Source organism: Gimesia aquarii (assembly GCF_007748175.1).
Lineage (GTDB): Bacteria > Planctomycetota > Planctomycetia > Planctomycetales > Planctomycetaceae > Gimesia > Gimesia aquarii_A.
The window spans coordinates 296,987-317,468 of record NZ_CP037422.1 but is presented as its reverse complement, the minus strand read 5'-3'; the positions used below and the strand labels follow the sequence as shown (position 1 = coordinate 317,468).

Genomic DNA, 20,482 nt, shown 5'->3' with positions numbered 1-20,482 from the left:
AATTAGTATGCTTGAGCAACCACCGTTGATTTATGGCAGAAGGAAAACAAGACCAGTTGCTGTAAGTCCTTGAGTAATGGCAGCTTTAGTATTCCAGGGAATTCCGTTGATGCGTTTAGGAGTGTATCCACCCGGACGATAGTATCCCAATGGATAAATCTTTTTACGGATCGGATCGATACTCATTTTGTATGGTAGTGCGAGTAATTGACCTGTGAACCGTCCCATGGATACAAAAGGCTGAACCAAATCTTTTCGTGAAAGACCGTATCGTTCCAGGTTGGGATCTTCAAAATAGAGTGGGTTGTAGTTGAGATTGGAAGCTTCCCAGGTATAAATACTTTCTGAGAAATTGCGTCCCTGATAAGGTTCGCGACTTAATTCAAATTCTCGGGGACAATCCAGAATGGTTTCTCCCCCGCTTTCATTGATTTTACAGGGTTTCCCATCAGGTCGGGGACAGAGGTTTCGACACGGCTCTTTTTCGGCAATTTGAGGATCCGGCTCATAATCAAAGAATGGTTTGATGCCCGATATTTTTTTTAACAAGTGTGGTACTTCATCTTCCAGGTCTTCGGTTGAAAGCAGCAGGTCATCAGACTGAGGAGCCGCTGCGGCGTCTTCATATTTCTTTTGGTTTTGTGTTGTGACAAAATCTGATCCACTTGTATTGGGAAATATCGGAACCGTATTATCCGGTTGTTCAACAGGAGTCACAGTTTCTGTGCTGTTGAATTTTAGATTGGTAGTTGACGTGTCAGTAACAGGTTGTTTTTCTTCTAGACCGATCGTTTTGAAGGATTCATCTGGAGTACTAACATCGGTCAATGGTGCATCACTGTTTTGATCAGGAATTGGCTTGAAACCAGTTGAGTCAGGTAGAGTCGTTTCTGACTCAGAGGTGGTATCAGGAAGATCATCAGGAATCTGTCGAAATACGGGTACGAATTCCATTTCGTTGGAATTCTTGTTTGATCTACGTTGTTCTTTACGCGCTTTTCTATTTTGTTTTTTGAGCTCACGTTTGCTTTCTCGTGAGATCGACTCCCAGCGTTTTTCTGCTGAGCGACCTTTCAACTCTTCCCATGTTTGAGCAGACGCTCCTGGTCGCGAGGAAAACGGATCTGCTGAAATGAAGGGATCATCAGCAATAGCAAACGGACCCATTCCGAGCGTGAGTACTGTAGCAATGAGCCATCGTAGCCGAGCATTATTCCATTGGTAAATGTTCGGCCGTGTAATTTGGTGCTTCCTGAGTGACTGAAATATCATGCGGATGGTTCTCCCTAACCGTTGCTGCAGAGACTTGAATAAATCTGGCCTCTGTTCGCATTTCCGCGACGGATTGGACACCTAAATATCCCATTCCTGCCCGAAGTCCTCCTACAAGCTGGTAGAGCAGATTTTGAAGTGGCCCTTTATAAGGGACACGTCCTTCTACTCCTTCAGGAACGAGTTTTTTAGCAGAGTCCTTTCCATCTTGTTTGATTGAACTTTGGCGGTAACGTTCGCTACTGCCTTTAACCATTGCCCCCATTGATCCCATACCACGATAACGTTTAAAACTACGTCCTTGATATAAAATCAACTCGCCCGGACTCTCATCCAGACCTGCAAGTAATCCTCCTAACATTACCGTATGAGCACCGGCTGCCAGTGCCTTGGCGATGTCGCCACTAAAACGAATTCCCCCGTCGGCGATCACGGGAACTCCCGAACCTTCCAATGCTTTTGCCGCATTGGAAATGGCCGTTAACTGGGGAACTCCCACACCTGAGATAATTCGAGTTGTACAAATTGATCCAGGTCCAATTCCGACTTTGACGGCATCCGCTCCCGCATCTGCCAAATCACGGGCACCTTGTTCTGTAGCCACATTTCCAGCGACGACATCGATGTCCCATCGGTCTTTGATTTCTCTCACAGTCTGCACAACATTGCCAGAATGGCCATGAGCACTATCAACAACCAGGAGATCAACCCCTTTCTCAATCAGTAAAGCGGCTCGCTCAAAATCAAATACACCCACGGCAGCCCCAACTCGTAGCCGACCTCTTGAATCTTTCGAGGCCAGCGGGAACTGCATCGTCTTGTCGATGTCTTTGATCGTAATGAGCCCCTTCAGTTGATAATTTTCGTCAACCAGCAGAAGTTTCTCGACCTTATTTTCCAATAATATCCGTTGAGCCTCTTCAAGCGTCGTATCTTCCGCAGCCGTTACAAGCTTTTCTTTCGTCATCACTTCAGAAATTCGGGTTTCAGGTGAATCAAGAAACCTTAAGTCCCTACTCGTCAAAATCCCCGCAAGTTTCCCATCTTTCGTGACAGGTACTCCACCAATATTTCTGCGCTTCATTATTTCGGCAGCTTCTGCCACTGTCGCTTCCGGTGGTAGTGTCACAGGATCCACAATCACACCATGCTCGCTCCGCTTCACCAGATCTACCTGCATAGACTGTTGTTCGGGAGTCATGTTTTTATGGATAATGCCAACCCCTCCCTCTTGTGCCATCCCAATGGCCATATCGCTTTCGGTAACGGTGTCCATAGGACTGCTGATGATAGGAACATTGAGAGGGATATTTTTAGTGAGCTGGCTGGCAACACTGACTTCTGAAGGCATGACTTCACTATAAGCAGGTTGTAACAGTACATCATCAAATGTGATTCCCTGACAGATAATGCGATCTTCCATTGGTCCTCTCCTTACGCGTCTCTTTAATTTATTTCTTATTCTATTTTTTAACTATCAGATTAATTTTCAATCAACGATCTCTAAGATAAATCCTGAATCAGCATTGAATTCTTAAACGTTTGCTTTCTGTGTAACTTGCTCATGAAATGCGTTCGCTAATTCAATCAAGCTAGGAACGGTAAGTTCTTCCGCGCGTGTTTTTTCTTTCACGATCCCATGCTCTAATAAAATAGAATCCACTTCAGACTTAGATAGTTGCTTGCTATACATGCTAACGAGTGTACTACGCATCAACTTTCGTCGGTGCTGAAACACGCGCCTCAGAAAATCCTGGAAGAAAACTCGATCTCTAATCTTTTTCTTGAGTGGTGGATTCGGAGTTAATTGCACGATGGCGGAATCGACTTTCGGTCGAGGCCAAAATACAGTGGGGCCTAACTTTTTGAGAAGCTTGACGAAACATTGTGACTGTAACCAAACCGACAAGGCACCGTAGTTAGAAGTCGAAGGTTTGCAGGACATCTTCAATCCAAGCTCATATTGAATCGTAACCACCATGCGATCCCAGGGAAGGTCAGAAGCCACGAGGTTGGAGACAATGGGAGTTGCGATATTGTAAGGCAGATTAGCCACAAGCTTGAGACGACTACCAGGATTTGCCTCTCGTTGTTCATCAATCGCAGATAGCACCTGAGGCGACAGGTTATTTTTATTTTTTAATGCGTCGCAATTGAGCAGTGTGACATTTTGGTAGTTTTGAATGGCTTCACTCGCCAGCGTATACATATTCTGATCATATTCGACTGATATAACATGTTTTGCCTGCTGGGCCATAAAGGTCGTCATTCCTCCGGTTCCCGTACCAACTTCCAGCACAATGTCGTTCGGTTGAATATGGCCATGATCGACAACGTACTCAATAATATTCAGATCTATCAGAAAGTTTTGTCCCAAATCAGAGCGCGGGTTAAAACCATGCTGCTCAAAAAGCTGCATTAAATATGATCGAGTCTGCCTATCATTGTCTTTCATTGAAACCATCAAGTTTTAAGGGAATCAGTTTTTGCACATACTTCCCGAGTATATCCGTTTCGATATTCACAACACTGCCAATCTGTTTTTGACCTAGTGTGGTTACTTCCAGTGTATGCGGTATTAACGCGATACTGAAAGTAGCAGGTTGGCATTCCACGATGGTCAAACTAATTCCATCTACTGTGACCGATCCTTTAGGTACCATTTGCAGGGAAAGTGCTTCAGGTACTTCAAACCACATGGTGATCCACTCACCATCCCTGTCTATGGACTTGATCGAACCAACGCCGTCGACGTGCCCTTGAACAAAATGGCCTCCCAAGCGACCATCGGCTGCCAAAGGACGTTCAATATTAACCTGGTCACCCTGTGATAACAGTCCCAAGTTAGTTTTCTCAAGGGTCTCTGCCCCTGCCTGAAACTTAAGAGTACCCGAGTTAATTTCAACAACAGTCAGGCAGCATCCATTAATGGCCACACTATCACCAATGTGGGCATCATTCGTGATGAGCTCCGAAATCTCAAGAGTTAAATCGATAGCAGAGCCGTTCTTTTCTAATAATTGAACGGTACCCCGATCCTCGACCAGTCCCGTAAACATCGGTGGCAGTACCTTTGGGGTTCGATAAATAAGGGGATAAAACGTGTTAGTGTCTCAGATTTGTTTTGATTTGTATAGTCGCCCAGAGATAACTTCTCCCCAAAAAGCATGAATTGGCGCGGAAAACGCGAAATAACAGAATAAAACGGGGATCGCCAATTCGCGGACCAGGAAAATCAATGCAAAGGAAAAAACCAACTGAATGACGTGTCTTCGACTACGTTGACCTGTGAACAATTGATTAAACACATGGGCATACTGAATCCGTGTAACCATCAAAGCGGCTACTGCCAGCGTAATCCAGGGGAGCGACATTTCAACAGCTGGTATCAGCCATAGAGAGACTGTCTGTGCAAATGATTCCGGTTCGGAATCTTCAGCCAACCTCTGAAGCCCTCGCATCGCAATGGGAAAAGAGGCAACAGTTCCTGCTGCAGCCGGCGATGGGAGCCCGCTAAAGCCTTCATGAGTGTCGTCTTCATCCGTTTCCACATTAAATCGAGCTAACCTTAGAATCGTGCAGACAGCAAACAGGAGTGCAATCACCCACAATAACCGCGGATGGTACTCGGTTCTGAACTGAACCATTTGTAGCATTAGAAATGCGGGGGCTATTCCGAAGCTAATGGCATCACACAGGCTGTCGAGTTGTGCTCCAAATTCACTCGTCTGATTGGCCCAGCGGGCAGCACTGCCATCCAGTGCATCAAACAGCATCGCCACAAAGATGAGAACCGCTGCAACAAACAGATGCTGATTATCAAACGAATTGTATATTCCGGGGGAAGTTCCCAAGATACGGGTTAATCCACCTCCGTTGGCAGCCTGACCGAGGTATTCCGGACCGACTTTTGCCGCATAAGTAATTGCACCAAATCCACAGGCGGCATTACCCAACGTTAACAACGTCGGAAGTACAGCAATCAGTTTACGCTTCTTCATTAATTTCCTCGGCAACTGACGGATTCTTGTCATGAGATGATGCATATCGTGCCAGAATCGTAGAACCGGCCTTCAGTTTATCACCTGGCTTTGTCAGAATTTCTAACCCTTCCTCTTTAGGAAATACAATTACAGTTCGTGAACCTAACTTAATCATTCCAAACTGATCTCCCTTACGTAATTTGTCTCCCGGTTTCAGTCGGCATACAATACGTCGGGCTATCGCTCCGGTAATTTGCTGAACCAGCATGGGTCTGAGGACAGGATGTGGCGTTTGTAAATAAATTTCTAACCGCTCATTTTCACGAGCCGATTCAGCGCGCAGGGCATTCAGGCATTTACCTGGTTTATAGGCAAGTTTAATAATTTTACCTGTTACAGGCATGCGGTTAATGTGGACATTAAAGATGGAAAGAAATATTCCAATTTCAATCGCTGGCCCGCCAATGAAATCATGATGCTCTATTTCTTCAATCGTATCAAAAGTACCGTCGGCAGGAGAAACAATGAGCTCGTCACCTTCAGGAACGACACGCTTGGGATTTCGAAAGAACCAGACGATTTCCATACCGAATAAACACAACGTCAAAACCAGTAACCAGACAATCGCTGTAAGAAATCCTGGAAGTTGGCTTGTGAGAATAAGTCCTATACAAAGGAGGGCACTTCCAAAAAACAGAATCGAAAGTACAATCAGTTCTGCCAGACCTTCGCGGGCAAAAGGGAGTCGACTTCGGTAAGCGAAAGGATCATCATTCTTATCCCAGTAGTAGCCTCCTTGATTTTCGTAATATTTTAGATCACGTGGATCAAGTACATCATGTGGACAAGGATTAAAATCACCTTTGCGAGTGTTTTCCATTTGATTTACATAGCCACGACGAAACGTCTTCAACCAAAATCGGCGCCAATTTCCCCACAACATTTCTAAATTGATAATGATTCCTCCCCCCGGCTGTATTGTTTTTAGCTGGGGGTCCATCGATTCCACAGGAAGTTCCACATACGATTTTTGATCCGTGTTCTGTTTTATGTTTGGAGAAGTCGAACTCATAAGGAGATTTTTTCAGTCGGTCTGTAGTGCAAATAGGATTCAAGAGTTGTTTTACTGAGAGCATAGGCTGGAACTCGAACACTCCAGTTTAACATGATTAATCCCGGCTGACGAGATTGGGCTCTGATCCGAGGTATTTTTAATTCGTTTTCGTTAGGATTCTTTATTTGAATCCAAAAAACTCATTCAATGCGTTTCTTTTCTGTGGCTGTCGTAAAATAACAGAAACATTCCTGGTTTATTGATATCCTGTGTTCAATTTGCATCTGTAGGCCTGGTCATGCTTTCGATGATTTATCGAACCAGTTATTTTCCTGGGTCGCTGAAAGATTCATACAATCTAAACTCAGTCATTTGAGCTTGTACTTAATTTCTGCTAAAAATGTGATTCTTCAGTTAAATTACATCAATAAATGTTGATACGTTGCCAGTTCAACAGATCAAGTTTGTCTATTAGAAGAATTTGAGGAAACACATACGATGAGTATTGCCATTAGTTCCGTTCATGCCCGTGAAATTCTTGACAGCCGCGGGAATCCCACAGTTGAAGTGGATATTGAGTTGGAAGATGGAACTGTAGGTCGGGCTGCCGTCCCCAGCGGAGCCAGCACGGGAATGCATGAAGCCTGTGAATTGCGTGATACGGAGCAAAAAGACCGATATCTCGGCAAGGGTGTTCAACAAGCAGTCCAGAATGTAAACACAGAGATTGCGGACGTGCTTGTCGATTTGGATGCTTGTGATCAATTACTGATTGACCGAGTGATGTTAGATCTGGATGGCACTGAAAACAAATCTCGCTTAGGAGCTAATGCAATTCTAGCGTGTTCATTAGCCTCCGCCCATGCCGCTGCACATGCTTCTGATCTACCATTGTTCCGTTATCTGGGTGGAGTCGGTGCAAATCGGCTACCTGCTCCGATGATGAATATTATTAACGGTGGTGAGCACGCCAGCAATGGAATTGACCTGCAGGAATTTATGGTGATGCCACTGGGTTTTGACAACTTCAGTGACTCGTTGCGTTGTGGAACGGAAATTTTTCACTCTTTGAAAAAAGTACTTTCCTCAAAAGGGCTGAGTACAGCCGTCGGAGACGAAGGAGGATTTGCACCTGATCTCCCTAACAGTGAAGACGCAATCGATGTTATTTTAACAGCAATCGAACAAGCGGGTTATAAAGCCGGCGATCAGGTGAAGATTGCCTTGGATGCTGCATCGACTGAGTTCTATAACGCCGAAACGGGAATCTATACTGTGGAAGGGCGAGAATTCGATTCCGCAGGCATGGTTGACTTCCTGGCTGGATGGGTTGAGAAATATCCGATCTGTTCTATTGAAGATGGTTTGGCAGAAGACGACTGGGATGGTTGGAAAGCTTTGACAACTCGTCTGGGCGACAAAGTCCAACTGGTAGGCGATGACTTGTTTGTAACGAATCCCAAACGATTACAGAGGGGTATCGATGAGGGAGTTGCTAATAGTATTCTGGTTAAAGTCAATCAGATTGGAACGCTGTCTGAAACAATCGAAGCCGTTCAGTTAGCGGGTCGAAATGGTTACACAGCTGTAATGAGTCACCGTTCTGGCGAAACTGAAGACACGACGATCGCGGATCTCGCCGTGGCTTTGTGCACCGGTCAAATCAAAACAGGTTCTGCAAGTCGAACAGATCGTATTTGTAAGTACAATCAATTACTGAGAATCGAAGAAATTCTGGGAGCTGAGGCCACATTTGGTGGAACAATTTCCTGAACTCTCTAGTTACTGATCAATTAATTCTGCTTCCCTTCGAGTCATCGGAGGGAAGTTTTTTTTGTGCATTTCAGCAATCGGAAAATTAGTAACAAAGAGAACAATCGATCTAATTTATCGGTTGATGAAGAGTCTTACCCCACTATGTCGATTTTTATTCAAGAGAGGGAAATGTGAGGTCGCGTCGTGCATTTTTAATTTAGAACAAAGCCGGGTTTTAGTATTGTGTTTGGCAGAGAGAATCAGAATGAGGAATCCAGTTTTGGCTGGATCATTTCGCTCATATTCTGGATCTTTCTATTTATTGCTGCCAGCTTATTTGCTTCGATTGTATTAGCTCCTCGTTATTTGTCTTATTTGAATTTGCGAAACGAATATCATGCGAATCAGGTACGGTTAGTCACTTTAGAAAACCAAGTCGAATACCTGAGGCAAGTAGCCCATTCACTAGAACATGATTCTGAATTTCGTTCTGAAGTAGCCCGTGTAGATTTTGATGCCGTTCGTCCTGGAGAAGAGCGAATTGCTGTCGAACCAAATCTGGCATTAGATATACCTGAATGGAACCCGAATCATAAGATTCCTTTAACCAACGGGTTTTGGTATCTACCAATTTTAAAAGTACTTAGTGAAAATCAGAAGGTTCGCTCATCCATATTGCTGATTGCTGCAACGATTGTTGTTTTATCATTCACATTCTTGCATGAATCTCAATCACGACAGTTGGAGACTATAACTAGATCAACACGAAACATGGTCGGATTCGTGCTTTCGAGGTATCGAATCTCAGAAGAATTCCTTGAAGAAGAGGGGAGAGAATAAATCAAAGTGATTTTATCAGTCACATTATACCGAATTTGCGGATGATGCTATGTAATCCGCCTTCGGCGATTCTGCCCATTTTACACAAGACCCTTGTTGTTCGGATTAGGTCTGGAATAGCTGCGAGTGGGAGCAAATCTCCTACAAAACAAGTCGTTGAATTTAAAATCATCTTGGCTGATATGATCAAATGACGATTTCAGACAATAGAAGCATTTAAGACTATTCATCAGTGAAGGGCATCACGGAATGGAACGGGAGTCAGAGACTGCTATTTCATTATTAGCAGAATTCAGGCTAAGACGTTGGGCGCGGATGCATTATGTTTCATCTCACCAACGAAAAAATTCATGGAATCCCATTGTTTTAGATGAGATGAGAATAAAGGATCTAGAGATGGAAAAAACCACAAAAGAGAATAGTATGAAAGCGCGCGTTTCATCTATGTACGTGCCACTAGCTCCCGATGTAACATCTCGGATTGATGAAGCACACAACGAAATCTCAACTCCCCATATCTTAAAAATTCAAGATGCACCATCTCGTCAGTTTCCTACAACATCTAATGAGCTGCTAAGCGAGTAATCCTTTTCGCTTTATTTTCTGGGGCCGACATAATCTTCAACAAAGGCATCCAGCAGTAAAACATCCAGCCGATCCATTTGTTCTGACTTTTCATCACCAAACTTGTGCGGTGGTTCATAGTCGGCAGCGGCGGTGATTCTGATCCGTTTTGGGGCAATCCCTTTCTGAATCAAGTACGCCATCACATGACGACCACGGTCATACGTTAATACAAGTTTATCTTTTATTGGCGAATCCGCTGGCAGCGCTTCTGTTGAAGTGTGAGACCTCAATTCAATTTTATTTGGTTTACCAGCCAGCTCTGGGACAATTTCATCTAACTTTTCTTTACGCTGCTGATTCAGTTTAATCTCAGTCTGGTTATAAAAGAGTTGTTTTCCGACTCTGAGAGGAACACCCTCTCGTGTTCGGTACACTCTGACATCTTTTCCTTGAATGGAACGCGTCTTGATACCGCCTCGTCCTCTCTCTGGGCTATCCGTATAGGCACCTAACAGGCTCATTTGTTCAACAAGCGAGTTCATCGGAAAATACTTGCCAGGGGGTGCCACGGGCCCCGTACGGTAACCGGTGTATTTCTGAATGGATTCCAGAATGGACCGATACTTTTCATCGTTGACGATTTCGCTCAGAGAAACCAACATGATGAAAAAAGTCAAAAGTAGTGACATCATGTCACCATAAGTGACCACCCATTCCGGAACTCCCGGTGGACCATCATCTTCCATGATAATGTACTCCTAGAGCGGTTTTTTAAGTTAGGTTGCCTACCGGCAGAAATTGCCGACGGATAAAAGATTTATGGTTCCTATATATTCTGAATCGTCACTGCAGCCAGTTCAACTTACCGGATTTTTCTCAAACGACTCGACTTCCAAGGCATTTTATGAAGAAAACAAGGTGTTTCCGGCCTCATAACAAACAAATCAAGAGTCACAAAATGTTCCTCAGTTCATTGACGAATATAATAAATATATACAACATTAGGATTTAAGAACGAAATAAGAAAACCCCAGTCTATAAACAACCAGGCTCTCAGTCTGGCGTATCTGGCCCAAAAAAGGAAACACTCAAAGGATGTCGAACCCTCTCATAGTTCAGCAGTCTGAGTTTCTCGCGTTATGCGATCAAATTTTGGACGCAGGCATCGTTGCATTTGATACAGAGTTTGTTTCAGAGTTTACCTATCGTCCAGAACTCTCTCTGTTACAGTTTGCCTTGAATGGTCATACCGTTGCCGTCGATCCTTACCAGGTAAAAGATTTATCCCCCTGGTGGGATATTATGACGAACGAGTCTACGACAGTGGTCGTACATGGCGGACGTGAAGAGGTTCGATTTTGTCGACATTTTTCCGGGAGCAAGCCAAACAAGCTGATTGACTTACAAATTGCCGAGGGATTGAGATCTCGAAGCTTTCCCATTTCTTACACAGCATTAGTTGCGCGCGTACTCAATGAAAAAGCAGGAAGTAAAGAGACTCGCACAGACTGGCGCCGTAGACCGCTCACACAGCAGCAAATTAAATACGCCTTAGACGATGTAAAGTATGTACTGAAGATCTGGAGAATACAGGAAAAGGAATTAAGGGATCTGGGTCGAGTTGAGTGGGCAGAAGCCGAGTTTCAGCGGATGATCGATGAAGTGAATTCCGAATTCCACCGTGAAAACTGGCGGCGCCTTTCTGGACTTCATAAATTAAAGCCTCGCGAACTGGCCATCATCCGGGAATTATTTGATTGGCGAGATGAAGTGGCTCAGGAAAAAGATCAACCCGCACGCAGAATCTTGCGCGACGATCTATTAATCGAGTTGGCCCGTCGGAAACCAGCCACAACTCAGGATCTGATTGCCACTCGTGATTTAAATCGTAAAAACATGTTCAAACTGGCCCCAGAAGTCGTAGAACGTATCGCCAAGGCACAGCAGATCCCCAATGATAAGCTTCCTAAACTTGTGGAGAATCCGAATACTCAGCAAAATCAAGATGAACAAGTTATCGGAAAGCTATTGGGTATTGCTTTGGCAAATCGTTGTGCAGAGATGAATGTTTCTCAAACACTCGTCGGAACCTCAGCCGACTTAAGACACCTTGTTCGCTATCATGTCTATCGGGAACATAGTGAGGAAAAACCACGTTTGATGGCTGGTTGGCGCGCTGATGTCTGTGGCGAGCTACTGACAGACGTGCTCGACGGTAAAATTTCCATGCGTGTTGCAGATCTTGAATCTGATCATCCTTTGCATTTTGAACGACAAGATTAAAAATAGTCTTTCACTAAACTGATGATTACAAAGAAAAGGCGAACAAATGAAACAGCTTCTTTTAATAATTATATTTCTGACATCTGTTTCAAAAGTCTATTCTGCAGAACTCGCACCGGAAGAAGATTATCAGAATCTGGAAGGAATATGGATCAGAAACGATCAGGATTCGAAAGGAGGGCCCCTCAGAGTAGAACAGGAGATCAAACAAAAAATTTCCACTCTGAAAGTCTATGACCGCAATGGTCAGTTAATTCATTCACATCAAGCAAAATTCCAATTGCAACGCATGACCGACGTCAACGTGTTCACGTATTATGATCTAGAAGTTTTAGAAGGACCGAACAAGGGTAAGAAACTAAAGACGCCTCAATCGTTTGTATACCGCGTAAGAGACGGTCAATTTATTCAGGCTGAAGGTCTTTTAAGAAATGATAAAAGACCTTTGAGAACGCTAATCTGGTGGAAAAAGAAATCACCTGAGCCGCCACAAGATGTCTGAGTAACCAGGAACACTAGAGTCGATATTGATAACATCACTCTCAACACTATTTATTTAATATACGTTCCGACTCCTTAAGATGCTTTTCAAATTTTTCCTGATCACGATTCTCTTCTTTGTTTGCATTATCAATCATAGGATACAGATAATCTCTCCCCGCCCAGAGTAAGTGTTGCAAATGCGGGCGATCAGAACTTGCGCTTGTTTCTAGTTCCTCAATAACCGGTGTCAGTTCCGTCTTCGTTTTACTTTTGAAGCTACTATATTCAGATTCACTGGCGTTCTTCTGTTGAAGCGCAAGAAATTCTTTGTATACACCCTGAAATTTTTCTAGTTCTGCATGCCCACCCGGTCCAAACAAACCACCAAGGGGTACAAAGTAGAATATAGCCACCAAAACGATCACAGCCGCCGCACCACCGAGAATCTCTGGCTTCATCAGTGGGCCTAATGCTTCAAGTGGGTTGGATCGCGCAACTTTGATCTGCGGTTTCGGACGTGCGGGAGTTGGAGGTGTCGCAGGATGCGTGCTTGCTGGCATTGTCGGAGGAGCGGGAGTCACCACCGCTTCTTTCACCGGCTCTGCAGCCGGTTTAGATTCCTGCTCTTTCGATTCTTCAGCAGTTGCCGCTTCATCAACCGTTTCTGGATTTGCTGGTTTTTTCAATTGCAGTGCTTCAATTTGCCAAGCCTCAAACCACTCGCCTTTTCGACCTAGTTTGATTAAGTCCGTCGACTCGATGCGAGCTTGCTCTGCCCACAATTTTATCTTATGGGCTTCAATGGGGCCGTATCCCATCCCTCCCAGTTTACAGAACCATTTTTGTCGCGAACGTACTTTGAGAATCGGCGGTTTGGCTGGCTCGTTAGCTGCAGTTGATTCTGAAGGTATTTCTGCAACTTGTTCTTCATTGATAGTATCAGTTGATGCTTCGACCGTACTCTCGGATTCCGCATCTTCCGAGTCTAACATATCTACATTATTACCAGCGGAACTTAGGAAGACGACAGTCCGCGCAGGAATCCATTCTGGCTCTTCCGAAGATTTAACATCATCATTCGGCGCTAGCTCACCATCAAGTAGAAGTTGCATCAGGTCATCTGCAGACATGGGTCCCAATTCTTGATTCAGAATTCGGCAAAACCACTGAATGTTTTGATGCTTGCTTCTGACAGCTTCGAGTGTGGCAAAACGAGGGAGCTGTGATTCGAGTTCAGAAGAGAGTTTGTCTTCTTCTTCAATAATCGAAAATCCATCCAGGCTGGGAAGATCTTCCACTTCCTTAACCCCATAGGAAGAGTCAACAATGGAAAACTCATCAAGTGAAGGCATCTCATCGATTGGTGAGGAAGAACTATCAGAATCTTCGTCAAATAATCCACCGATTTCCTGTGCAGGAAACCAGTTCCCAGACTCTCCATTCTTTATCTCCATTTGAGGTTTTAATTTGCCTTGATGTGCCATGGCAAATAATTCTTCAAATGAAATTGGCCCACAAGTTTCGTCTGATTGCTTATAATACCAGCTATCCAATGCCATTTTTCTGAAACACTCTTCGTTGGATCAAAGTTGATTGAAGTTTGATATTGGTGAAAACAACACAAAAAATTGCGTTTCCTGAGTATTATTTTAACTGGAATAGTGGGGCACAGCTCTATGCTTTCTACTGTGTTTTTTGCAAAAACCAATAAAAAGCGCCATAGAAGCAATCAATCGAGCCGCACATTGAAGAAGTATTCAGATGTATTTAGGTTTAATCGACCAATACTCGAACGTTATCGATCAAATATCGGGCCGCTATTTTACACCCTGATAGTGGCTAAGTGATTTTAGGAGAGATACGATTAAGGCTTCACCGTGGCTGGTTTTCGTTTTAGAGTTAGTAGAGCCATAAAAAATACGAATAAGGTGAAGAAACAGCAGATTCCAGCAAACCAGTCACCATATTTCGTGTAGAGGCTTGTTCGATGGTCGAGTGGAATTGTATCGATGACAACCGCATTCATTGATTTATTCCAACGACCTGTTTTGGCATTCACAAATGTGGTACGTCCTTGATTATCGCCATCGATAAAGACATCTGGCTCAATAATCATACCATCTCCATCAATCACTGCCGAGATGCCAGTATTCACGGCTCGTACCATGGGCGTTCGATTTTCAACACAACGGAAGGCTGCTGTAATCAAATGTTGATCCAGTTCACTCGAGCCATGAAACCATCCGTCATTTGTCAGATTGACAAGACAGTCGATCGATTTGCCCGTTGAGTTGGGTTCAGATGACTGATTCATCATCGTGCGTACGAGATGCGGTACCGTATCTTCGAAACAGATAATCGGAGCAAAATTCCAATTTTGATATTCGAAATTGGCAATATGTTGCCCTGGATCAATACCAAAGGAGGCACCATAGGGAGTAAAATATTGTAAGAATGGTAGTGTGTCTCTCAAAGGTAAATATTCACCAAAGGGGACTCGGTGGACTTTATCATAACGTGAAACGAGACCATAGTCAGGACGTACAAAGACGGCGGAATTAAAGTGCTCCACTTTAGAATCTCCAGCAGCAATGGTATCCAGACCAATTACCAGAGCTGCATTGGCTTCCTGACTCATGTTACTGAGTGCTTTCCGGACAGATGGTTCATTCCATTTTTCTAAAGGTATTTCGGGAGCGATCTTTTGTAATTCCTGATTAGTTTTTCCGTTACGCTCGATTAAGGGCCAACGGAACATTGTTTCCGGCCAGATGATTAGGTCGGGCTGATAGCGAACCGCTGCACCCATTAAAATCTGATGCTTCAAATAGATTGACCGCCACTCACCAGGATCATGTTTAACAGATGTCGGAAAGTTACCTTGAATTAATGCTGTACGTGGTCCCTCTTGAAATGCAGCCTGTGAGCGACGAACGTATCCGTATCCCAGAACAGCAAAAAACAGACTCAGGCAAACTGCAGTCTGAATGATATGTTTTAAGCCAGTCTGATCCAGGCTCTGCTCCTCAGCATTAAGTTTCATCGGAAACAGTTTGAATCGTCTCATGAGAGAAGCGGGTACCAGATCTGCGAAACAGGCTGCTAACAGCACTACCAAAAAGCTCACTCCATAAGCACCTGTAATATCACTGATCTGGATGAGTTCGATCCAGCGATATTGCGTATGTCCGATGTAGTACCACGAGAACCCGGTAAGTAAGTAGGCGCGCATATATTCCAGCCCAACCCAAATGACGGGAGCAGCTGCCGGTAATGGAATGCGAAAACGATGGACGGCAGTGCGTGTGAGCACAACGAATACAGGAAAATAAATTGCGACATATACCGCTAGTGCAAACCAGGCGATATACATGGTGGGGTCACCTAACCTCATCCACTGAAATGACACAAGGGTGAATAAGAACCCAGAACAATAGATTACCGAATACATAAAACGTGTCTTACGTGGAATTCTCACGAGAAGCAAAAGTGGAATCAGGCAAACCCATCCCAGCGGACCAATATCCAGAGGAGTAAAGCTGGCCCACATCAGACAGGCAGTGAGCCCCGACATCAGCCAAGCGCCTAAAGCTGGGGCTGGAGAGGTGCGCGCGGTATTGATGATTTTTTGAATGTCCTTCCCCAAAGGGAAACCATTCTGCGAATCTTCTTTCGAAGGCACATCTTCAGACACGGGAGATTTTTCCGTCGATGAGTGATCAGAGTGAGAATTTTCAAACGTCAGGGTGCTAAAGGCCATGATTTCCGTCCTTGGAATCTGATCTTAAAAATTGGGTTTTATAAAAACCTCAGTGAGTGAAACGTCATGTTTCATCTAAATCTGTACTACTTACTACGCCACTTTCACGATCCAGAATAGGGCCATTCCGGAAAAATGGCCTAATTTTGACTCTGATCAAGGTGATTTTTACTGAAAACAGTCATTTCAGAGTAGATCAATTCTGGGAGAAACTGCTGCTACCATAAAAAAGTATCAACCTTATCACCTGCTTGGTAAAGCTGATTTCCAGCAGGAAACAAAGCGACGGCATTCGCGTTTACCGTTGAACGTAAGTCGGCTGAACCTAAGGTTTTCAGGGGAGAAACAATGGCTTCACCATCTTTCCACTCAACCTGAGCGGGGTGATACGTCGGACGGTTTCCTTTAGATTGAAATTCGAGTTGCAAACGAGCTTGCACAGGAACCGCTTCTGGTGTGGGAAAACCCATGAATTGTCGAATCGCCAATTTTACAAATAATTCAAAGCAAACCATGCTACTGACCGGGTTTCCGGGTAATCCAAAAATATAACAGGGAGTTCGGTTTGCTTCCTCAAGAATTCCAAACCAGAGTGGTTTTCCCGGCTTCAAATTTACTTTATGAAACACCTGTCGCACGCCAGCTGCCTGTAGTTCCGAAGGAACCAAGTCTAGTGTACCTGCAGAAACACCACCTGAGAGTAAGAGAAAATCGCTCTTTAAACCTTCAAGAATTTTTTCTCTTAAATGATTTCGTTCATCACGTGCGATTCCGAGGGGAATCGCATTTGCCTGTGATTGGAAAATTTGTGTGTGTAACATGATTTCATTTGAGTTACGGATCTGTCCCGGTTGAGGTGGTTGCTCTGGTGGAACTAGTTCGTCGCCGGTTGCCAAAATCGCAAGACTTGGAGCACGCCGCACAGAAACAATGGGACTACCTGTTTCTGCTAAGGCTCCTATTTCCTGAGGCCTGAGAAATGTCCCCGCTTCAAGCACAGTGGCACCGGCTTCGAGTACAGAGGATCGATAGAGCATATTTTTTCCGGGAGTTACCAGAGATGTTTCAATTTGTACGGTCTGTTGCTTTTCATTAAGTATACAATGTTCAATTTGAACGACAGCATCTGCTCCTTCAGGAAGGGGAGCGCCTGTCATAATTTGCGATGTTTGTCCCGCTTGGAGAGGTAACGTTGGAACACTGCCAGCATAGATTGTTTCCTGGATTTGCAGTGTTGCCTCACCGGTCGGTAAATCAGCACTTCTGACTGCAAACCCATCCATCAAAGCTTTATCAAATGGGGGAACGTTCACATCACTGACGGTTCCCTCAGCAAGTACGCAGTGATAGGCTTCAAGCAATGAACACTGATGTGGGGTAACTGGCTTTACCGTTTGCAAAATCAGGTGAAACGCCTCTTGAACACTCAGCATGCTAGATCTCTTCCTTTACTGTTCAAGAATTAGTTAGTTGTTCTGCTGGAAGTTGCAGGAAGTTTTTCAATAGTGCGACTCCCTCCATGGTAAGAAAGCTTTCAGGATGAAATTGAACCCCATGCACAGAATACTTTTGATGGCGGATTCCCATGATTTCTTTGGGATGCCCTGCTTCTTCAACCCAGGCACTGATTTCAAGCTCGTCAGAGAAAGACGCCTCTGGAACGATCAAACTGTGATATCGTGTTGCTTGAAAAGGAGAAGGAAGATTTTCAAAAACACCAGTTCCATCATGGTGAACCAGCGATACTTTTCCATGCATCAGCCGATTCGCGCGGATGACTTTTGCACCAAATACTTCAGCAATACATTGATGTCCCAGGCAAACGCCAAGAATGGGAACTTTTCCAGCGAAATATTGAATCAGCTCTTTGGAAAGCCCTGCCTCGCGAGGAGTGCAAGGGCCCGGAGAAATAATAATCTTTTCCGGGGAGCGCTGTTCCACTTCTTCAATCGATGTCTGATTGTTACGAACAACCTGTATATCCAATGAAGGATCTATTTCCCCAAACCGTTGGACAAGGTTATAGGTAAAAGAATCGTAGTTATCGAGAACAAATAGCACGGTACACCTTACAGCTTGTGAGCTTAAATCAAATCACATATTTGATGGAAGCCTTATCATAGTCAACTAAAATCAGAAAAGCGACTTGTTAGAAATAACCATTTTATGAGTCACTTAAATACATGATAAATTACGATTTAATGAGATTCAGCACAGAATTCAAATACCAAGACATTTGAATGAGAACGCTGCTTCACAATGAAGACAAGATATTTACTGCATTGTTCTTAATAAACTTGATGTTGACTGAAAACAGTAAAAATTGTTATTAACACCGTCCATCTCTAAACTTCCTACAAGGAAAATATGTCCTTTTGTATACACCGCTTGTTTGATGATATATTTTGATTAGGAACTCACAACTTCAGGAGTTAAAGGTTGGGCTCCAGGATGAAGCCAAATTGGCTGCAGAAATTTAGAGTTACACAACGCCAGATCTTTTGGATGATGGTATTTTTGCCGATTTTTTGTGCGATATACTATCTATCGTTTTGGCTGCGCTTTGAAAGCCACCTCAATGTTGATGGTGTATTAGGGGAAAATGGCTTTCGGATGTTTCGGTCGACTGTCTTTTGGGCCGTCGGTTTAAAAACGTTTACATTCTGGGGTAGTGGTGTTTATAAAATTCGAAGCCGCTACATTACAGTACTGGATCTGGCTAATCTTGCCAAAGCAGTCACGCTGAGCTCAGCCGGTTTGGCGCTAGTCGATTATTTGATTTTTCCTAATATCATGATCCCCCGTTCGGTATTTCTAATTGACTGGGGTTGTACCATTTTGACTGTTTGTGGATTTTGTGCCGGAATTCGCATGGTTCAAGACAGCAGTCGTATTTTTCGCCAGCAGAGTGACTGCAAGCCAGCGTTTATTATCGGCGCTAATGAATCTGGTGCTTACTTGCTTCGAACTATTGAGCGGAATAAAAAATCATGTCTGAAAGTAGTCGGTTTTCTGGACGATCATATTAACCGAATTGGAACGCGAATTAATGGGGTTCCCGTTCTTGGATCTTTGCAGGAGATGTGTTCTCTGGCACAAAGATATGGAGTTTCAGACATTCTGCTACCAGCTGATGAAATTCCGGGTATGACAGTGCGTCAACTTGTTGAGGATGGTAATTCTGTAGGGATTCAGGTTCAAGTACTCCCCAGTTATCAACAACTTCTGTCTGGTAACGTCGAAATGAAACCACGTCCGGTTTGTATTGAAGACTTGTTAGGACGAGAACCTGTTCAACTCGACATGCAAAATATATCTGATTGGATGGATGAGCGTGTCTTGATGGTAACCGGTAGTGCAGGAAGTATTGGTTCAGAAATTTGCCGTCAGCTATTGCAATTTTCTCCCCAAAAACTGATTCTGGTAGACCGAACAGAGAACAGTCAGTTCTTTCTGGAACGTGAATTATCTAAATTGGGATACAACGGACGATTCGATGTTGTGATCGCAGATATTAATGACTCAAAGCGAATGCGAGCCGTCATGCGAGAGTATCAGCCTGATATTCTCTTTCACGCAGCAGCTTATAAACATGTTCCACTAATGGAAAGTAATCCGGGAGAAGCGGTTAAAAACATCGCACTCGCAACAAAACATCTGGCAGACCTGGCAGAGGAATTTGAAGTTGGCACTTTCGTGATGATTTCATCCGACAAGGCCGTCAACCCAACCAATGTAATGGGGGCCAACAAACGGATTGCTGAACTCTATGTTCAATCACTGGCTGCAAAATCAAAGTGCCATTTTGTGACGGTCCGATTTGGGAATGTTCTAGGATCAGCAGGCAGTGTTGTGCCAATTTTTACACAACAAATCCAGAATGGTGGCCCCATTTCGGTAACCGATGCCCGAATGCAACGTTACTTTATGACGATTCCTGAGGCCTCTCAATTAGTCATTCAGGCAGGTGCTATGGGGCGCGGTGGAGAGATTTTTGTACTCGATATGGGAGAACCGGTTCGTATTATTGATCTGGCTGCAGATCTGGTTCGATTATCAGGTTTGAAATTAGGCGAAGATATCGAAATTGAATTTACTGGATTGCGTCCTGGCGAAAAGCTTTACGAAGAATTACATATCGATGGAGAGAAGCACGTACCTACGTGCCATCCTAAAATTATGGTTGCCGAGAAAGTCCATTTCAGTGAACAATTCATTCACGAAGCATATCAACGACTTGCTAACTTCACTGAGCAACCTTCGGATCTGATTCTGCAAGAAATCCAGAGAATTCTACCAGAATTTCAATCTAATTATATTAAGCCTGGCCAAGACGGTTTCAAAAGAGCCGCTTAATCTGTACTGGGGTCCGTGCTTACAATATCACAATGAATAGCACATGTCTTTAAAATGGTCGGACGATTTCTCCCGCGACCAAAGAGCTTCCCATCACTATATTACAGCCTGATCGAAACCATAGATTCG

At 44.0% G+C, this 20,482-nt stretch carries 17 protein-coding genes; 6 read left to right on the top strand and 11 right to left on the bottom strand.

Annotated features, from left to right (window positions below):
• Nucleotides 1-30: 30 nt before the first annotated feature.
• From V202x_RS01295 to V202x_RS01270, 6 genes are all read right to left on the bottom strand, one after another.
• The gene (locus tag V202x_RS01295) at nt 31-1,272 is read right to left on the bottom strand and encodes a hypothetical protein (RefSeq protein WP_145170490.1); all 1,242 of its coding nucleotides are present in this window, start codon (nt 1,270-1,272) and stop codon (nt 31-33) included.
• Nucleotides 1,211-2,695: an IMP dehydrogenase gene (gene guaB / locus V202x_RS01290; RefSeq protein WP_145170488.1), complete on the bottom strand. Its 1,485-nt coding sequence runs from the start codon at nt 2,693-2,695 to the stop codon at nt 1,211-1,213. The genes V202x_RS01295 and guaB overlap by 62 nt, the downstream gene beginning before the upstream one ends.
• 111 nt (nt 2,696-2,806) lie before the next feature.
• Entirely contained in the window at nt 2,807-3,691 is an 885-nt protein-coding gene (gene rsmA / locus V202x_RS01285; RefSeq protein WP_232098762.1) for a 16S rRNA (adenine(1518)-N(6)/adenine(1519)-N(6))-dimethyltransferase RsmA, read from the bottom strand.
• A gap of 22 nt (nt 3,692-3,713) precedes the next feature.
• Complete coding sequence (locus V202x_RS01280) at nt 3,714-4,331, bottom strand: riboflavin synthase (RefSeq protein ID WP_145170484.1); 618 nt, start codon at nt 4,329-4,331, stop codon at nt 3,714-3,716.
• A gap of 54 nt (nt 4,332-4,385) precedes the next feature.
• On the bottom strand, nt 4,386-5,273 hold the full coding sequence (gene pssA, locus V202x_RS01275) for a CDP-diacylglycerol--serine O-phosphatidyltransferase (protein WP_145170483.1): 888 nt from the start codon (nt 5,271-5,273) through the stop codon (nt 4,386-4,388).
• Complete coding sequence (locus V202x_RS01270; protein WP_232098760.1) at nt 5,260-6,327, bottom strand: phosphatidylserine decarboxylase; 1,068 nt, start codon at nt 6,325-6,327, stop codon at nt 5,260-5,262. The genes pssA and V202x_RS01270 overlap by 14 nt, the downstream gene beginning before the upstream one ends.
• 480 nt (nt 6,328-6,807) lie before the next feature.
• Here V202x_RS01270 and eno point away from each other — a divergent pair, with 480 nt between their 5' ends.
• The 3 genes from eno (at nt 6,808) to V202x_RS27320 (ending at nt 9,489) form a co-directional block, all read left to right on the top strand.
• Nucleotides 6,808-8,082 (top strand): phosphopyruvate hydratase, encoded by a 1,275-nt coding sequence (gene eno / locus V202x_RS01265; protein ID WP_145170481.1) that lies wholly within the window; start codon nt 6,808-6,810, stop codon nt 8,080-8,082.
• A 225-nt stretch (nt 8,083-8,307) separates the two neighbouring features.
• Nucleotides 8,308-8,904 (top strand): hypothetical protein, encoded by a 597-nt coding sequence (locus V202x_RS01260; protein ID WP_145170479.1) that lies wholly within the window; start codon nt 8,308-8,310, stop codon nt 8,902-8,904.
• 396 nt (nt 8,905-9,300) lie between these two features.
• A complete protein-coding gene (locus tag V202x_RS27320; protein ID WP_197993161.1) occupies nt 9,301-9,489 on the top strand; it encodes a hypothetical protein in 189 nt (62 codons plus the stop codon).
• An 11-nt stretch (nt 9,490-9,500) separates the two neighbouring features.
• Here the strand turns inward: V202x_RS27320 and V202x_RS01250 are convergent, their stop codons facing one another.
• Nucleotides 9,501-10,217, bottom strand: coding sequence for a flagellar motor protein MotB (locus tag V202x_RS01250; RefSeq protein ID WP_145170475.1), 717 nt, complete (start codon nt 10,215-10,217; stop codon nt 9,501-9,503).
• Between the two features lie 349 nt (nt 10,218-10,566).
• Here V202x_RS01250 and V202x_RS01245 point away from each other — a divergent pair, with 349 nt between their 5' ends.
• Together V202x_RS01245 and V202x_RS01240 are read left to right on the top strand one after the other, a co-directional pair.
• Nucleotides 10,567-11,754 (top strand): ribonuclease D, encoded by a 1,188-nt coding sequence (locus V202x_RS01245; protein ID WP_145170473.1) that lies wholly within the window; start codon nt 10,567-10,569, stop codon nt 11,752-11,754.
• Nucleotides 11,755-11,800: 46 nt separating this feature from the next.
• The gene (locus tag V202x_RS01240; protein ID WP_145170471.1) at nt 11,801-12,256 is read left to right on the top strand and encodes a hypothetical protein; all 456 of its coding nucleotides are present in this window, start codon (nt 11,801-11,803) and stop codon (nt 12,254-12,256) included.
• A 46-nt stretch (nt 12,257-12,302) separates the two neighbouring features.
• On the opposite strand, the gene V202x_RS01235 is transcribed toward V202x_RS01240, so the two are convergent.
• The 4 genes from V202x_RS01235 to V202x_RS01220 form a co-directional block, all read right to left on the bottom strand.
• Nucleotides 12,303-13,796, bottom strand: coding sequence for a DUF4339 domain-containing protein (locus V202x_RS01235; protein WP_145170469.1), 1,494 nt, complete (start codon nt 13,794-13,796; stop codon nt 12,303-12,305).
• 305 nt (nt 13,797-14,101) lie between these two features.
• Nucleotides 14,102-15,997 carry an apolipoprotein N-acyltransferase gene (lnt, locus tag V202x_RS01230; protein ID WP_145170467.1) on the bottom strand — a complete coding sequence of 632 codons (1,896 nt, stop codon included), beginning with the start codon at nt 15,995-15,997 and terminating at the stop codon, nt 14,102-14,104.
• 218 nt (nt 15,998-16,215) lie between these two features.
• Complete coding sequence (glp, locus tag V202x_RS01225; protein ID WP_145170465.1) at nt 16,216-17,430, bottom strand: gephyrin-like molybdotransferase Glp; 1,215 nt, start codon at nt 17,428-17,430, stop codon at nt 16,216-16,218.
• A 22-nt stretch (nt 17,431-17,452) separates the two neighbouring features.
• Entirely contained in the window at nt 17,453-18,058 is a 606-nt protein-coding gene (locus V202x_RS01220) for an anthranilate synthase component II (protein WP_145170463.1), read from the bottom strand.
• A 552-nt stretch (nt 18,059-18,610) separates the two neighbouring features.
• Between V202x_RS01220 and V202x_RS01215 the strand changes: the two genes are divergently transcribed.
• Nucleotides 18,611-20,353, top strand: coding sequence for a polysaccharide biosynthesis protein (locus V202x_RS01215; RefSeq protein WP_197993160.1), 1,743 nt, complete (start codon nt 18,611-18,613; stop codon nt 20,351-20,353).
• Nucleotides 20,354-20,482: the final 129 nt, after the last annotated feature.

What these genes read in the sequence shown, in the direction of transcription:
- V202x_RS01245 (WP_145170473.1), top strand. Translation starts at nt 10,567, where the DNA reads ATGTCGAACCCTCTCATAGTTCAGCAGTCTGAGTTTCTCGCGTTATGC.
- guaB (WP_145170488.1), bottom strand. Translation starts at nt 2,695, where the DNA reads ATGGAAGATCGCATTATCTGTCAGGGAATCACATTTGATGATGTACTG.
- V202x_RS01250 (WP_145170475.1), bottom strand. Translation starts at nt 10,217, where the DNA reads ATGGAAGATGATGGTCCACCGGGAGTTCCGGAATGGGTGGTCACTTAT.
- V202x_RS01235 (WP_145170469.1), bottom strand. Translation starts at nt 13,796, where the DNA reads ATGGCATTGGATAGCTGGTATTATAAGCAATCAGACGAAACTTGTGGG.
- eno (WP_145170481.1), top strand. Translation starts at nt 6,808, where the DNA reads ATGAGTATTGCCATTAGTTCCGTTCATGCCCGTGAAATTCTTGACAGC.
- V202x_RS01295 (WP_145170490.1), bottom strand. Translation starts at nt 1,272, where the DNA reads ATGATATTTCAGTCACTCAGGAAGCACCAAATTACACGGCCGAACATT.
- lnt (WP_145170467.1), bottom strand. Translation starts at nt 15,997, where the DNA reads ATGGCCTTTAGCACCCTGACGTTTGAAAATTCTCACTCTGATCACTCA.
- V202x_RS01240 (WP_145170471.1), top strand. Translation starts at nt 11,801, where the DNA reads ATGAAACAGCTTCTTTTAATAATTATATTTCTGACATCTGTTTCAAAA.
- glp (WP_145170465.1), bottom strand. Translation starts at nt 17,430, where the DNA reads ATGCTGAGTGTTCAAGAGGCGTTTCACCTGATTTTGCAAACGGTAAAG.
- V202x_RS01280 (WP_145170484.1), bottom strand. Translation starts at nt 4,331, where the DNA reads ATGTTTACGGGACTGGTCGAGGATCGGGGTACCGTTCAATTATTAGAA.
- pssA (WP_145170483.1), bottom strand. Translation starts at nt 5,273, where the DNA reads ATGAAGAAGCGTAAACTGATTGCTGTACTTCCGACGTTGTTAACGTTG.
- rsmA (WP_232098762.1), bottom strand. Translation starts at nt 3,691, where the DNA reads ATGCAGCTTTTTGAGCAGCATGGTTTTAACCCGCGCTCTGATTTGGGA.
- V202x_RS01215 (WP_197993160.1), top strand. Translation starts at nt 18,611, where the DNA reads ATGTTTCGGTCGACTGTCTTTTGGGCCGTCGGTTTAAAAACGTTTACA.
- V202x_RS01270 (WP_232098760.1), bottom strand. Translation starts at nt 6,327, where the DNA reads ATGAGTTCGACTTCTCCAAACATAAAACAGAACACGGATCAAAAATCG.
- V202x_RS27320 (WP_197993161.1), top strand. Translation starts at nt 9,301, where the DNA reads ATGGAAAAAACCACAAAAGAGAATAGTATGAAAGCGCGCGTTTCATCT.